This window comes from methanotrophic endosymbiont of Bathymodiolus puteoserpentis (Logatchev) (assembly GCF_900128525.1).
Classification (GTDB): Bacteria; Pseudomonadota; Gammaproteobacteria; order Methylococcales; family Methylomonadaceae; genus Methyloprofundus.
The window spans coordinates 50572-66187 of record NZ_FQTQ01000206.1 but is presented as its reverse complement, the minus strand read 5'-3'; the positions used below and the strand labels follow the sequence as shown (position 1 = coordinate 66187).

Genomic DNA, 15616 nt, shown 5'->3' with positions numbered 1-15616 from the left:
GGCTATCCTCATTAAATATTGAGTAATAAATGCGCGGGGGATTCTAAGCCTTCCTTGATTGCCACGAGAAATTGTACTGCATCACGCCCATCGACTAAGCGATGATCGTAGGAGAGAGCTAAATACATAATGGGGCGAATAACAATTTCTCCTTTTTCTACCACAGCGCGCTCAGTAATCGCATGCATACCTAAAATTGCGCACTGCGGCGGGTTAAGAATAGGAGTAGACAGCATGGAGCCGAAAATACCACCATTAGTAATGGTAAAAGTCCCCCCATTTAATTCATCATAAGTCAGGGTTCCAGCTTTAGCTTTGGTACTAAAATCAACAATATTTTTTTCAATGCCGGCAAAGTCGAGTTGGTCAGCATCACGTAAAACAGGGACAATTAAACCGCGTGGTGAAGCAACAGCAATGCCGACATCGTAATAGCCATGATAAATAATATCTTCACCATCGATAGAGGCATTGATGGCAGGGAAGTGTTTAAGTGCTTCTATTGAGGCTTTGATAAAAAAAGACATAAAGCCTAATTTAACATTGTGTTTTGCAGTAAATCGATCCTGATATTGTTTACGTAAGTCTATGACATTTTGCATATTGACTTCGTTAAACGTCGTCAGCATGGCAGCGTTTTGTTGTGCCTGTAATAAACGCTCAGCTACTTTGGCACGTAACCGTGTCATTGGTACGCGTTGCTCGGGGCGAGGGCTATTGTTACTAACAGCTCTACCTTCCTCTTTAGTGGAAACTGCCGGTTGAGTAATGACTGCTTTGGGCATATCTACTGTTACTGACGGTGTTGACTCTTGAGTGTTATTAGCTAAATAATCTTGAACATCCGCTTTTGTAATTCGCCCACCTTTACCGGTGCCTTTGATAAGACTTGGGTCAAGGTTGTTTTCAAAAATGATACGTCTTACCGCAGGACTTAGTGGGATTTCTGCGTTAACGTGAGTAGGTTCTTGTTGTGTGGGGGGGCTTTTTTCAGTGCTATTAGTACTTGGGCTTGCTTGCACAGTAAATATAGCCAGCAAGTCGCCACTCGTTACTGTGCTGCCATCTTGGCTAATAATTTCAGTTAGTATGCCAGATTCAGGGGCGGGGACTTCGAGTACTACTTTATCAGTTTCCAAGTCAACGAGGTTTTCATCTTTTTGAATAAAATCTCCTACTGCTTTATGCCAACTGATGAGAGTCGCATCAGCAACAGATTCAGGTAAAGTAGGAACGCGTATTTCTATGCTCATATTATTTTCCTAGGCTGAGTGGCCATATAAGGCTTTTTCTACAACTTCTTTTTGTTGTTCTAAATGTTTGGCTAAACTGCCAACGGCAGGGGAAGATGAAGCAGGACGACCACAGTATGTTAACTCAATATGTTCTGGTTTAAATTGGGTGAAATTATGTCTCGATTGATACCAAGCACCTTGATTTTGAGCCTCTTCCTGACACCAAACTAAAGTCGTGAGATTGGGATATTTTGTAAACTCTGCTTGAAAGTTAGCCGTTGGGAATGGGTAAAGTTGTTCGATTCGAATAATAGCAACATTATTAGGGTTATTATGTTCACGTGCTTCGATTAAATCATAATAAACTTTGCCTGAACATAAGACTAAGCGAGTTACTTTTTCTGCAATGATTGAGACATTTGTTTCTGAAATAATTGTCTTAAAGTGCCCATCAACCAAGTCTTCTAAGGTGGAAACTGCATGCTTATGGCGTAATAAGCTTTTGGGCGACATAACGATAAGTGGTTTACGATAAGTGCGTAATGCTTGCCTACGTAATAAGTGAAAAATTTGTGCTGGTGTTGAAGGGACGCAAACTTGCATATTTTGATCGGCGCTTAGTTGTAAATATCGTTCTAATCGTGCTGATGAGTGTTCTGGTCCTTGGCCTTCAAGCCCATGTGGTAAAAGCATGACTAAACCAGATAAACGTCCCCATTTACTTTCGCCTGAGCTAATAAATTGATCGATAACGACTTGAGCACCATTGGCAAAATCACCAAATTGTGCTTCCCAGATGACGAGTGTTTCAGGAACGGTTGAACTATAACCATATTCAAATCCTAAGACACCTGCTTCAGATAAAATAGAATCAAAAACTTGTACCCGACCTTGATCTATATCCAAATGCTTGATAGGGATATAGGAGTCACCATTGATTTGGTTGTGCAAAATAATATGCCTATGAAAAAAAGTACCACGGCCAACATCCTGGCCGACTAAACGTACATTCTTCTTATCCATCAATAAAGTAGCATAAGCCATATTCTCTGCAAAACCCCAGTCTAAAGGCGTTGCTCCAGCTGCCATTTTACGTCGATTATCCATGATTTTAGAGACGCGCGGATGCAGCTCAAATTCTGGAGGTAAGTAACCGTCAATTAAACCCACCTAGCCAAACCATTCCATTTACTTTATCACGATGATTCCCGTAATTGTCAAACTTTATGAGTCCCCCAGCAAAGCTGGGGGTTTACTTATTAGAAATAATTAGAGCCAGATGCACTTTAAATATCATCTATTTTCTTTCATCACCTAGTAGGTCACCCAACTTTCTTGGTTTTCAGCCTTCTGCCCATTAATTTTTCAATCTCTTTTTTAAATCGGTCATAACCAAAAGTCGGGCCTTTATTCACACTCAATCGGATTTTACCCAGTAACTCACCTTCCACATGCAAACGTAGCTGCCAATTAGTATTGTTTAATAATTTAGGAGGATTTAATTCATACCTCCGCTCCACTAATTATTAATGTCAAACCGTAGTGTAGCAACATGCGAAGTGCAAAATAGGTAGTAAAGCTTTTTATGTGGATTAATGATCGTTAAATTCGTATAATCACCCGACGACAGTGCAATTATTTGGGCTGGGGGGGGATTTTTTTAGTGCCTGCATTAATATAAGCACATTGAAAGTAATGTAATAACTTTTTCAGTAATTACAATAATCACAAGACCTGTTAAATAAGGCTTTATGATTACGGCTCTCACCCGTTAGAAGTTATTAAAATAAAGCCAGCATGGACTGGCTTTTTTTGTACCTATCATTTTTTTTGCTCAAAAAACTAGAATTCCTTAACTGTCATTTTTAATAATTTTATCAAAAAATATTTCCCTGTAAAATTCATCGAATTACACCATCATCATTAGTGGAGAAACAAACTCATGGGTAGAGCCTACGCAAACCGTAAAGAATCTATGGCAAAGACATCAGATGCCAAAGCAAAAGTCTATAGTAAATATGGCCGTGAAATTTATGTTTGCGCCAAATCTGGCGGATTTGATCCGGATGGCAACTTAGCATTACGCGGCTTGATTGAGCGTGCTAAAAAAGATCAAGTACCTAGCCATGTTATTGAGAAAGCGATAGACAAAGCTAAAGGTGGCGGTGGAGAAGATTATGCTCCTGCTCGCTATGAAGGTTTTGGTCCTGGTAATAGTATGGTCATTATCGAATGTCTGACTGACAACCCTAATCGTACTTTTGGGGATGTGCGCCAGTGTTTTACTAAATCAAAATGTAAAATTGGTACTCAAGGCGTTGCTAGCCATATGTTTGACCATTCGGCCATTTTCTCATTTACACATGATGATGAAGAGGCCATTCTCGAGGCATTACTAATGGCTGATATTGATGTTTCTGACATTGAAAGTGAAGGTGGAAAAATTACTGTATTCGCACCTCAAGCTGAATATTTTAAAGCGAAACAAGCGCTAATTGACACTTTGGGAGAAATTGACTTTGAAATAGATGAGGTTCAATTTTTACCACAAATCACAAAACCTATCAGCGGCGAAGATTTAGAAATGTTTGAAAAATTTTTAGATATGCTTAACGATTTGGATGATGTACAAAATATCTACTACGATGTGGAATATTAAAGTGTTTTGCTAACATCAGTGGAAACAGTTTTGTAACTTGCTTGCTATGCGCCTGTTTTCGCTGCTTGAATACAGTTTATAAGTAACCGTCAATTAAACCCACCTAGCCAAACCATTCCATTTACTTTAAAGGCGGAATTTTTTCAGTCATTACCCAGGGTAAAAACTGATCTAATGCTTCTGGTTCATAATGTCGCCCCAGTTTAGGCAATTCAGTCAGCAGATATTTGATATAAGCAAAAGGCTCTAAGTTATTAGCAACAGCGGTTTGCACTAAACTATACAACAATGCACTGGTTTTGGCGCCCCGTGGTGTTTGATTAAAGAGCCAGTTTTTGCGCCCAATAACAAACGGTTTGATGTGTCGTTCTGCGGCATTATTATCAATTTGCAAGTTGCCGTCTTCAAGATAACGAACTAAGTAATCCCATTGATTGAGCGTATAGCGAATGGCTTTACCTATCGCGGCTTCTTTTGCGGTTTTAGTGACATTAGCCTCGCACCATTGCTTTAATTCCAACATCAGCGGTTTACTTTTTTCCTGACGGATGACATAGCGTTGCTCGGTGCTCAACGCTTTGATCTGTTTTTCAATCGCATACAGTCGTGCAAATTTGCGCAAAGCCGTTTGAGTCAGTCCGTGTTTATTTTGTCGACTGGCTTTAGGCAGTACTTTTAACGCTTCATCGAATTTACGTCGGGCATGTGCCATACAACCGACGAGAATACAATGCTCGGAGGCCAGCGCATGATACCCCGCATAACCATCGACTTGCAGATGGCCGGAAAAACCCTGCAAGAAATTAGCCGCATGCGTGCCTGCGCGCGTGGCTTGGTAGTCATACAAAACAACCGGGCGCTGGTTATCATGGCCGCCACTCTGGTACAGCCACAGATAGGATTTAGATTTTGTCTCTCGACCATCCTGAATAACATTCAGGGTCGTTTCATCGGCTTGCACAATTTTCTGCTGAATGAGATAAAAATGCAGTCGGTCATAAAAGGGCTCCAGCAACTCAGCGGACTTTAACATCCAGTTTGATAGTGTTGCGCGTGATAGATCGATACTTAAGCGTTTAAAAATAGTTTCTTGGCGGTACAGCGGTAAACTATCCATAAATTTTGCCACGATGATATACGCCAGTAGGCTCGCGGAGGCGAAACTGCGTGGAATCGGTTGGGCGGGCTTTGGCGCACTGGTCATGCCCGTTTCACAAGCACGGCAGGCGTATTTTACCTGCACATGCTCAATGACTTTAAGGGTTGCTGGAATGATTTCCAGCTGCTCCGATTTATCTTCACCGGCTTCATGTAAAGCATGACCACAGGCACACACTTGTTCCGCCTCAGGTAATTCATAACGCACCACTTCACGTGGGATATCCGGTGATAACGCTTTACGGCCTGGCTTTTTGCGTGTGTAGCTGACCGTTTCTTCCTGTTCACCTTGTTCTTCTGGCTTTAAACTATCAAGAATCGATTCTGCTTCATTAAACAACTGCATTTGATCAGGATTTTTTTCACTCGAAGCGCCAAAGCGTTTTTGTTTTAATAAGCGAAACTGCTCTTCATACCAACGGATTTTTTCCTGTAACTGAACAATCGTTGACCGAGAATCCAGCAACTGTTTTTGCAGGTTTTCGGTCTCATAAGGGAGTGTGTTTGCCGTTGATTTCATAGTTACTATTATACCTAAAAAACCGCTGTAACACACGTACTTACTGAGTTTTAGCGTAATAAAATAAGCAGGTTATTGCGTATTTTCAGTCCGATTTAAGCGGCCCTTAACACACCGGATTAAGGCCGCTTAACTGCACGCCAAAATCACCTCTTAATTGTTTTGCAAGCCCACAACCGGCTGATGTGCCTGCACGTTTTGATACGCCAATCCTGCCAATAGCCACTGTAACTCACGCGGCGTTAAAGATAAGGGTGAAGCACTCGCATCCATCGGCCAATGAAACTTGCCCTTATCCAAGCGCCGATAATACAACCAAAATCCATTACACTCCCAATACAGGATTTTAAGCTTATCGCGAGAGCGATTACAAAAAACAAAAACACTACCGGCAAAAGGATCCTGTCCAAGCTGTTCGGAAACAATTAAAGACAGACCATTAATGGATTTACGCATATCGGTAAAGCCCGTTGCCAGATACACCTGATGAACAGAAAGCCCCACTAACATGCAATGGAGCCCACTAGCTCAAGCACGGGTTTTAAGGAAGACATCTCTGAATTTAGCGAAATTTCCAGGCTAAAGCCATTGGCATGACTGATTTTAATGAGGGGGACAACAGGGGATGTGCTTAGCGTAGCAACCCCCTCAGGGATCAATTTAACCGGCATCAGCTTATCCGGCATCAGCTTATCCTTTTTGGCAGCAGCCGGTGCAGCAGAAAACTTCTTTTTATAATAGCTGAAAATATGCGGCTTGATAGCGTGCTGCTGACAATAAGCCACCTGAGTTAATCCGCTCGCTTTCCAGTTTGCGATATGCTCTTGGATAAGTGTGTGATCTTGGTATTGGTGCATATAGCCTCCCATTTTGAAATGAAAAGCTTAGTTTGCACTTATTTTAGGCGGTTTAGAATGTGTGGTTTAATTGACGCTTACGTTTATAAGGTATGCGGTGGGTGCATACCCTACATAAATATGTACTGGCTTAAAGTAGTAAGCATAATTTTCTATACCCTACAATTACTTTCACTGTCTGTTTTTTAATAACTCACAAAGCCTGCGGTTACGGATAACCCCATAGGCTGTGAGAGTTGCAGAATACGATAAAGCCTAAAAATACCACCATTCAAGTAAATTCCTTATTATTAGTGAGTATCGTCAGCCCTACTTGCCTGCTTCTCTTTTTCTTTTTTATTGACCACAATATTCATCGCAATCAAACTAATAATGACTAAAATAATGGGAATAATCAATTTATAAGGAATATTATCCTCATCAATCTCTATACCTACAGTAAAAGGTAAATGAGAATCTAACTTTTCACCTTGGTTGACAATAGTAACATGTGTTAAATATTCACCCGCGCCAAACTGGCTAAAATCAACTTTAGCATCCATTGAGCCTGTTTTTATTTTCTCAGGTTTTTGATAAAAAATACGCGTTCCTTCTGGTTCTTTTGTAATTTCAAACTCAACCGTGGAGCCTCGTAATTTTTTGCCTTCATAATCAATAACAATATGCGTTAAACCAATATTAGGGATTGCTTCGCAATAACTCTCACCTTTGGTAAAAGTAGGTGTATAGGCTGAGAAGTGTACGACTTCTGTGCCCACATAAATTCGGCATGCATCCCCTTCACCTTTTGCTCCTCGATGGGCGTTAGCAGAATTAACGCTAAAAATACTGACTAGAAGAATGGTAAAAATTGCTAGGACTGATGATAGCGAGGGGTATTTAGTTAAACTTTGTAAGCTATTATTCATATTTTTATTATTGTTAGTAGAGAATGATAGGCTTCTGATAATAGGTTAATACTGGAGGGTTAGTCAACTTTTGCAATTTATTAAAGTGCATGTGTGACCGTCCGCCTTAGTTGAGAGGGGGTATAATACCAGGCCTAGTACCAACTACCAAGCCTGACCCACTTAACTTACAGCCCAGTTAGAGCGGAAGTTAATGCTTTAGTAAGGTAAGGTGTTGCATTTTTAGAAACATAATCCGTGATAACAGGAGCAAATTGACTCACCATATCACCCGATAACCCTAAAGATTCAAAAGTACTATACAAATCTGCAGCAGCACCTAAAGTATTGCTTTCATCCCCTATTAACGCAGAAGCACCTGACGCAATTTGCGATAATCCACTCGGTTTAGACTGCGTAACACTCTTTATTAAACCATTTACTTCTGGTACTGACTGAGTCAACTGCTGAAAATCACCCACAGACATTTTAGACTGAGCAACTTGAAATAATGCACCCGCGCCCCCTGCCGCCTGCGTAGGAGTCACACCTAATTGTTGTGTAAGTAAGCCAGTTAAGTCAGCGCTTTTAACCGCTTGTGCAGTATTCAAACCCTGATCAACAGCGGCAATATCGGCTTGTTGCGTTGCGCAGCCTGTCAACGTCAGTATTAATAAGCTTGAAGCGGTTAGTGCTAGTATATGTTTTGTCATCATTCTTTTTTCCTTTTAATAAAAATTTACACTTTTGAACTATAGGCATTAAATGCCTAATTTTTTTCCATCGTTTTAATGAAGTCATCTGCTTCACTTATGGATTGATTCATCGCTTTAATCAAGGTATTGACATCAGACTCAACACTCGCTAAATCATTTTTAAGAGAAGCAATCGCTTGCGCATTAAGACTATGTTTTAAAATCAGCACTTGATCTTTAAACACGGCTAGAACGGGTGGCATTTTTGCTTCAGCACGATGCATTGCACTAATCAATTTATCATATTGCTGTTTGGTAGCAGCCAATTTATGTAAGCTATTGCGACGTAACGCAGCAGAGCTAAACTCATCTGCTTCATCTTTCCACTCTGCAAATAAAGCGGCTGAAACATCTTCTATATCAGCAATGCGTTTACTCACTGCTGCTGCCTCATCTTTACTTGCTTCATATTCGCTATTTAACTTATTATAAACAGCCTCTAAATCGCCCCCTTTAAACTGTGTTACCGCACTGAACTGTTCTAACGTCGTTTTAAACTGTTCTTTGGCATCTTGTTGGGTATCGCGGGCTTTTTCCACACGATGCACCATAATATCTCGCTTTGGAATACCTATTTTCTCTAAGCCACTGTAATACATACTTGAACAAGCAGGAAGCGACAAAGCAACGAGAGCCAGGGTAAATAAACGCCAGGATTTGATCATAAAAATCTCCATAAAAATCAGTAAACACTAACGGCTATTATCCCTAATTTAGTCTATAACAAAAAGAAATTAAGTGCATTTCCTTGAAATAGGGAATAATTACCCACATAAGGTAATTGAAAGTATTTTCTTATCGAGCAAAAGTCTTGTAAGATTAAGCTTGTTCTTCATTCATTAATAAAGGTTACCCATAATGAAATTAAATATTGCAGCTACACCAGCCAGTGAAAGTACACTGGCAACTAATAAAGTTTTAAGAAACACTTACATGCTGCTTTCAATGACACTGCTATTCAGTGCATTAACAGCAGGCTTAGCCATGATGTTCAATATGCCGCCTTTAGGACTAATTGTAACGATGGTTGGTTATTTCGGGCTACTGTTTGCCACCACGAAATTTAGCAACAGCGCCTTAGGATTGGTGTTTATTTTCGCACTAACAGGCTTTATGGGCTTAACTTTAGGCCCAATCATTAGCATGTACTTAACTAATTTCAGTAACGGCTCTGAGCTAGTGATGACCGCATTAGGCGGTACAGGCGTTATTTTTATCGGTTTATCTGCTTATGCTTTAACGACTCGTAAAGATTTTAGCTTTTTAGGCGGCTTCTTAATGGTCGGTATTTTAGTGGCATTTCTAGCAGGTATCGGCGCCATGGTTTTTGCTATTCCAGCAATGTCATTAGCTGTTTCTGCTATGTTCATTTTGTTAATGTCAGGCTTGATCTTATACCAAACTAGCGAAATCATTCATGGTGGCGAAACGAACTATATCTTAGCAACAATTTCTTTATATGTTTCTATCTACAACTTATTCCTAAGCTTATTACAGTTATTAGGTGTCTTTGGTGGTAATGATTAATTAATCATCAAGCTACGGTGAAAAGCCCAGTTCTGCTGGGCTTTTTTATGCCTCAGGTTGAAGTACTTTAAATAACAGCCTTGTGTTACGGATAAAGTATTGTTTTTCTGAGGTAATTATAAGTAACTCAGGTTAAGTCCCATAGCTTAACCCCTAAAAAATTTTTCAATATTAACGCATCCTCTTTGGCTTTTTTGTTGCTTGCATAACAAGCGACATGTAGGCGCTTTGATTCCTTATTTATTAGGTTAATCTGGTAATTATTATACGCGCCACCATCACTCCCACTAACCCATTCTCCAATAAGCTGTAATGCATAGATTTCCGAAAGGTTTATTTCGACATAATCCATAAATAACTCAGAGGATCTTCCTCTAAAAAAAAGGTTTCTTTTTTTGTCAAACACAATAGGAAATGAACTAAAACAAAACCCTACAAGCCCAAGAAAAATAAAAAGCACAAAAGCTTTATGTTCAAATAATCCGCTTAAACCGACTATAATGAAAAGACCAAGAAATCCACGAAAAAACCACGTCATTTTATATTTAATGCGGTCATTATTATCAATAACCAGCTTTCTAGTATTAAAGCTGGCAGTCGCTGTATTTAGCATTTGCCAATCTGCTTTTTCAGCGACACTATCATTAAACCTTTTTTGAATGTTTGTCATATCAGAATCGCTCTAACATACAGTAAATACTCTACGAGCCTTCAATTACCTACCAGCACATAGAACGGTTTATAACTTGAAATTTATGATAAATATAAAATTTAGCCACATTTTAACTTGATAGCTAGTGCATTACGCACACTATTTCAAAGCACTATTTTTTAACATGTCTTTCCTTGTAACATCTCCAATGCTAATTTAGCCATATTCTCCGAACCACCACCCTCGCCTATTTCAATTTGCACAGCTCTTAACCCTTCCCGTATAGACTCCGCATAGTCTTTATTACGCAAAATATGTAAAATTTCTGCTGCTAAATTTTGTGGCGTTGCTTCATGCTGAATAAATTCCTGTACAACAGACTTACCTGCAACAATATTAGGCAGGCCAATAAACTCAGTATCCACTAAAATTTTAGCTAATAAATAAGTAATCGTAGACAACTTATAAGCAACTAACATCGGCACTGTTAATAGCGCAATCTCTAATGTTGCCGTCCCTGATACTGTCATTACAGCATCGCAGCACTGTACCGCATCATAGAACTGATTTTTAATGGTTTTCACTTGCACACTGGAGTGTTGAAAGGATGATTGTAATAATTCATTACTGACTGAATCCGCTTGAGGTAGCACAAACTGCACATCCGGTATCGATTTTTGTATTTCCTCAGCTGCTTGCAACATAATCGGTAACATACGATTGATTTCATCAGTACGACTACCGGGCAAAATACCTATTACAGGTTGGCCTGTGGCTAAACCAAATTCTTGAAAATCTGCTTCTTTGCTACGTTTAGCATGCACTTTATCGACAGAAGGATGTCCGACATAACGTACTGGCACATTTTCTTTTTCATAGAAAGGCACTTCAAAAGGAAAAATAACGGCCATCATATCAATCACTTTTCCGTATTTAACTACCCGCCCTGGCCGCCATGCCCAAATTTGCGGACTAACGTAAAACAGTACTTTAATGCCATTTTTCTTGGCAAAAGTCGCTAGTTTAAAATTAAACTCTTTATAATCAACACAAACTAATAAATCAGGCCGTTGTTCCAATAATAACTGCTGCATAGCTTTTAAAGCACGGTTGATTTCAGCATAGCGCTTAATCACCTCAATAACACCAATAACACCCAAAGTGGACGAATCATAATGTATATCAATACCCGCCGCGGCCATCTTCTTTCCGCCCATACCGATACCTTGAATTTCAGGGTTGCGCTTTCTTAGTTCAAGAAATAAATTTGCTGCATGTTGGTCGCCAGAGGATTCACCAGACACCAACATGATTTTCTTGGACAAATGACTCATAGATGCTACAACTCCGATACTATTTAAAAATATAAGCGATTACACTATAATTTACTCAAATTCTCTATCAAACAGCAAAAGGCATTAAGTATGGCAATTTCATTACAAGACCAACTGTTAAACTCAGGTCTTATTGATAAAAGCAAAGCGAATCAAGTAAAAAAAGGAAAGTATAAACAAACCAAGCAACAACGCAACAGTAAAACCACACAAACCGATGAGGCAACCTTACTTGCACAACAAGCCCGCACTGAAAAGCAAGCGAAAGATCGTGAATTAAACCAACAAAAACAAGCGCTAGCAGAAGAGAAAGCAATTCTCGCTCAGATCAAACAGCTGATCAAAGAAAATGCACAGGCAAAAGCTAAAGGTGATGATGGAGTAGCTTATAATTTCTCAGACAATAATATCGTCAAAAAGATTTATGTCAGTGAACAGACACTCAAACATATCAGCAACGGAAAATTAGCCATTGTAAAGTATGACTCAACTTACGAACTTGTCCCTGCTATCGTTGCCGAAAAAATTAAACAGCGTGATGATAGTTATGTATTGGTAATGAATGATAAGATTCAAGAAGAAACTAGCACGAATGATGACCCTTACGCCGACTTCCAAATTCCTGATGATTTGATGTGGTAAAGACTATAGTTTTATAGGTTGGGTTAGATTATCTAGCGAAGCGCAGATAACGTAACCCAACATTTTACGCACAGCTAACTATGTGTTAGGTTAGATTTTTATTGCTCCGCAAAAAAAATCTAACCTAACCTACAAGTAACGTTTTTTAAAACTTACTTCACCCTCTTCTTCCACACAGAATTAATAAACCCCCACAAGCTCTCTAAATCATCAGAACTAGCGGTATCCACTGAAATACTATATTTCAATTCATCATCACTTAATGCCTGCTGGCTATTTTGTTGATTTTCTAAAACAGCTGGCGTAGCATCAGAGACATTATCAGTTTGTTTACTGCGACTCTGAATACGCTCAAGCAAAGTAGCCTGGTCAGCCTCGGTATGGATAATAATAAATGGCACTCCGCACTGCCTAGATAACTGCAAAAAAAGTGCCCGCTGCTGCTGCTCTAAAAACGTAGCATCGATCAATACACTATAATTTTCCAGCAAAATATCTTTGGCAAGACCTAATAAATGCTGGTAAATTATATTGCGATTTTCAGCACTATATTGCTCATTAGCTTTTTCAGCACATACCTGTACACGCTTACGTTCGACATCAGAACGTAAGTTTATTATTTGGTAATGATTAATTATTTGCTCAGCTAGCCAGCTTTTTCCTGAACCCGAGACACCCTGCATAATAACAAGCAGCTGTAATGTAGGCTGAGTGTAGCGCTGCGCTAATCGTAGGTAGTTATGGTAACGACTAAGGGCTTGTTTCTGTTCTTCCTCTGACGCGTCCTGATGCGCACGAATCGCCTCGACTTTAGCGCGAACCATCGCTCGATAAACCAAATAAAAACGTAATAATTTAAGTCCTGAATAATCGCCCGTTTTCTGTAAATAAACGTTAAGAAACTGATAGGCGAGATCATGTCGCTGTTTACTCTGCAAATCCATCACCAGAAAAGCCACTTCACTGACAACATCAATCCAATATAAAGTAGGGTTAAACTCAATGCCATCGAAAGGCACGACTCGATTATCAATTAAAGTGAGATTGCCCAAATGTAAATCGCCATGACATTCGCGAATAAACCCTTTTTGTTTACGCTGCGTAAAAATAGGCATAAGTTCAGCGTGCTGCTGTGCACACCAAGTATTTAATGATTCGAGAATACTCGACTGTACCAAATCACCTAGCTGCTTAATTTGACTAAAATTCTCTTGAACCGGCACTAAAATACTAGCAGAATCTCCAAATAAGGTATTAGCACTAGCCGAGGGTACTTGCCCGTGAAAATCAGCAATAATCATCGCCGTTTGTTTTATATACACACTACTTAAAAAACCATTCAATAATAAATTATCAAAGGTATTTTCTGGTGAAAATTGTCGCATTTTAACCGCATATTCAAATACTTTACCCAGCCCATTAAGCTCAGGTTGTTCTTTATTCCCAGAAATAGCAATGACTTCTAGGTATATTTCAGGAGCCAAACGTGAATTTAAACGTAATTCTTCTTGGCAATAATACTCACGTTTAGCAAGAGAGGAAAAATCCAGAAAACCTAAGTTTAGAGGTTTTTTAATTTTATAGGCGTAAGAGCCAGTTAAAAGCACCCAAGAAATATGTGTTTCAATCAGCTTAAAACTATCGACAGGATGTGGATACAGTACAGGATTTTGGAGTGATCTTATTAGTTGAACCGTCATAATTCGATAACCTTTTAGCTATAAAAAAGCAGGCTTCGATTGTAACAGCTAACTTATTTCAAACATAAATCATATTATTCCAACAAGTTTTTAGCTCTTATAAAGTTTACAAAATAGTAAAAATTATCACAAAAAATGTTGGTTTAAACAAAGTATACCTACCTCATAATCTTATTTATAAATATTTACTTATAAGAATAACAGACATAAAAAAAGCCCAATACCTTATTTGGCATGGGCTCTATATACTTTCGCAAACTTATACGATCATTTATCTATTGTACTAGCCTGAATACAGGTATAAACAAACTGATCAAGCATATCAATTATGCCTTCTATCGTTATAAATCCTTTAAAAATGGTGCGAATGGGGGGATTTGAACCCCCACGCCATTGCTAGCACCAGCCCCTCAAGCTGACGTGTCTACCGTTCCACCACATTCGCATTTTTAACCTTAACGAAACTGCTCAATACAGCCCGTCTACCAATACAAGCACATTGGCTAATTTATTACTTAGGTATAATAGGCTCATCTACAATAACGGGTAGCTCATCTTCTGTAAGAGCTGGTTCATTAACTACTTGCTGCTCACTTTCAATCATTGGCACTTCTGCGGCTATTGGGTCAATAACAGGTGTATCCATAATATCTGCATCGTTACCTGTATTACCACTTAGAACAGCTAAAGCTAAGCTAGTCGAGAAAAAAACAGTCGCCAAAACTCCAGTCGTTCTAGATAAGAAAGACGCTGAACCTTGCGCACCAAAAACTGTACCCGAGGAGCCACTACCGAATGCAGCGCCTGCATCTGCGCCCTTTCCATGCTGTATTAATACTAGCCCAATAACTGCTAAACCTACTACCATATGACCGATTATAATAATTTGATACATTTTTAATTTTGAAATGAAGAGTAAATCTTTAAAAAAGAGTCCGTATCTAACGAAGCTCCACCAACCAATACGCCATCAATATCGGGCATAGCTAATAAATTTTTTGCATTTTCAGGCTTTACGCTACCGCCATATAATATCTGAATTTTTTCAGCAATTTCAGGACTTTTACTGTCAATCAGTCGACGTATAAACTCCAATACTTCCTGTGCTTGCTCGCCTGTCGCTGTTCTTCCTGTCCCAATCGCCCATAAGGGTTCGTAGGAAATGACCGCATGATGAAAACTATCAATGCCAGCAATATCAATGACGTCCTCAATCTGCTTAGCAACGACTTCAAAAGTAGTCCCCTGTTTTCTCTGAGCTAGAGAGTCTCCGGTACTTAAAATAGGAACAATGCCTGAAGCAATAGCTTGTCTATACCTTTTTGCAACCACGACATTATCATCGGCATAGTATTTTCTATGCTCCGAGTGCCCTACAATAGCATATTTACAATCAAACTCACGCAACATGGAACCTGAAATCTCGCCAGTATAAGCTCCTTCAGCATGCGCTGCAATATTCTGCGAGCCACATATTAGTCGCGTATCAGTAATACGCGCACTGACTTCTGGAATGTATAGGTATGGTGGACAAACAACCAAATCAGCATTCACAGCCGGCATATCAGCAACAATTCCATCAACGAGCGCAATAGCACTGTGCCAATTAATATTCATCTTCCAGTTACCGATGACTAATCCTCGACGCATCACAATCCCCAGAATTTAAACGACATATAATAAGCGATTA

At 39.4% G+C, this 15616-nt stretch carries 15 protein-coding genes, 1 tRNA gene and 1 pseudogene; 3 read left to right on the top strand and 14 right to left on the bottom strand.

The genetic code is table 11. The features are described 5' to 3' along the window. Positions 1-11 precede the first annotated feature (11 nt). A complete protein-coding gene (gene odhB, locus BQ7314_RS15305; RefSeq protein ID WP_174484554.1) occupies positions 12-1253 on the bottom strand; it encodes a 2-oxoglutarate dehydrogenase complex dihydrolipoyllysine-residue succinyltransferase in 1242 nt (413 codons plus the stop codon). A 9-nt stretch (positions 1254-1262) separates the two neighbouring features. Next, positions 1263-2384 (bottom strand): annotated as a pseudogene (sucA, locus tag BQ7314_RS15300) (2-oxoglutarate dehydrogenase E1 component); the annotation flags it as partial. A gap of 793 nt (positions 2385-3177) precedes the next feature. On the opposite strand from sucA, the gene BQ7314_RS15295 reads away from it, so the two are divergent. After that, positions 3178-3894: a YebC/PmpR family DNA-binding transcriptional regulator gene (locus BQ7314_RS15295; RefSeq protein ID WP_174484553.1), complete on the top strand. Its 717-nt coding sequence runs from the start codon at positions 3178-3180 to the stop codon at positions 3892-3894. Between the two features lie 121 nt (positions 3895-4015). On the opposite strand, the gene tnpC is transcribed toward BQ7314_RS15295, so the two are convergent. The 6 genes from tnpC to BQ7314_RS15265 all read right to left on the bottom strand — a co-directional run bounded on the left by tnpC (position 4016) and on the right by BQ7314_RS15265 (position 8736). Next, a complete protein-coding gene (gene tnpC / locus BQ7314_RS15290) occupies positions 4016-5572 on the bottom strand; it encodes an IS66 family transposase (protein ID WP_174484552.1) in 1557 nt (518 codons plus the stop codon). A gap of 153 nt (positions 5573-5725) precedes the next feature. Continuing rightward, positions 5726-6082, bottom strand: coding sequence for an IS66 family insertion sequence element accessory protein TnpB (tnpB, locus tag BQ7314_RS15285; protein WP_174484551.1), 357 nt, complete (start codon positions 6080-6082; stop codon positions 5726-5728). Continuing rightward, entirely contained in the window at positions 6076-6429 is a 354-nt protein-coding gene (tnpA, locus tag BQ7314_RS15280; RefSeq protein WP_174484550.1) for an IS66 family insertion sequence element accessory protein TnpA, read from the bottom strand. The genes tnpB and tnpA overlap by 7 nt, the downstream gene beginning before the upstream one ends. A gap of 290 nt (positions 6430-6719) precedes the next feature. Continuing rightward, positions 6720-7337, bottom strand: coding sequence for a hypothetical protein (locus tag BQ7314_RS15275; protein ID WP_174484549.1), 618 nt, complete (start codon positions 7335-7337; stop codon positions 6720-6722). 167 nt (positions 7338-7504) lie between these two features. Next, a complete protein-coding gene (locus BQ7314_RS15270; protein ID WP_174484548.1) occupies positions 7505-8032 on the bottom strand; it encodes a DUF2780 domain-containing protein in 528 nt (175 codons plus the stop codon). Between the two features lie 53 nt (positions 8033-8085). After that, entirely contained in the window at positions 8086-8736 is a 651-nt protein-coding gene (locus tag BQ7314_RS15265; protein ID WP_245395025.1) for a DUF2959 domain-containing protein, read from the bottom strand. 193 nt (positions 8737-8929) lie between these two features. On the opposite strand from BQ7314_RS15265, the gene BQ7314_RS15260 reads away from it, so the two are divergent. Continuing rightward, positions 8930-9598 carry a Bax inhibitor-1/YccA family protein gene (locus BQ7314_RS15260; RefSeq protein WP_174484547.1) on the top strand — a complete coding sequence of 223 codons (669 nt, stop codon included), beginning with the start codon at positions 8930-8932 and terminating at the stop codon, positions 9596-9598. A gap of 127 nt (positions 9599-9725) precedes the next feature. Here BQ7314_RS15260 and BQ7314_RS15255 read toward each other — a convergent pair whose 3' ends face one another. Further along, complete coding sequence (locus BQ7314_RS15255) at positions 9726-10268, bottom strand: hypothetical protein (RefSeq protein ID WP_174484546.1); 543 nt, start codon at positions 10266-10268, stop codon at positions 9726-9728. 161 nt (positions 10269-10429) lie between these two features. Further along, positions 10430-11584: a lipid-A-disaccharide synthase gene (lpxB, locus tag BQ7314_RS15250; RefSeq protein ID WP_245395024.1), complete on the bottom strand. Its 1155-nt coding sequence runs from the start codon at positions 11582-11584 to the stop codon at positions 10430-10432. Positions 11585-11674: 90 nt separating this feature from the next. Between lpxB and BQ7314_RS15245 the strand changes: the two genes are divergently transcribed. Beyond that, positions 11675-12226 carry a DUF2058 domain-containing protein gene (locus tag BQ7314_RS15245; protein ID WP_174484545.1) on the top strand — a complete coding sequence of 184 codons (552 nt, stop codon included), beginning with the start codon at positions 11675-11677 and terminating at the stop codon, positions 12224-12226. 152 nt (positions 12227-12378) lie between these two features. Here the strand turns inward: BQ7314_RS15245 and BQ7314_RS15240 are convergent, their stop codons facing one another. The 4 genes from BQ7314_RS15240 to tpiA form a co-directional block, all read right to left on the bottom strand. Continuing rightward, positions 12379-13926 (bottom strand): bifunctional aminoglycoside phosphotransferase/ATP-binding protein, encoded by a 1548-nt coding sequence (locus BQ7314_RS15240; protein ID WP_174484544.1) that lies wholly within the window; start codon positions 13924-13926, stop codon positions 12379-12381. A 359-nt stretch (positions 13927-14285) separates the two neighbouring features. Continuing rightward, positions 14286-14371 (bottom strand) — tRNA-Leu (locus BQ7314_RS15235). Positions 14372-14437: 66 nt separating this feature from the next. Beyond that, positions 14438-14821 (bottom strand): preprotein translocase subunit SecG, encoded by a 384-nt coding sequence (secG, locus tag BQ7314_RS15230; RefSeq protein WP_174484543.1) that lies wholly within the window; start codon positions 14819-14821, stop codon positions 14438-14440. A gap of 2 nt (positions 14822-14823) precedes the next feature. Continuing rightward, positions 14824-15576, bottom strand: a complete 753-nt coding sequence (gene tpiA, locus BQ7314_RS15225; protein WP_174484542.1) for a triose-phosphate isomerase — start codon at positions 15574-15576, stop codon at positions 14824-14826. Between the last annotated feature and the right edge of the window lie 40 nt (positions 15577-15616).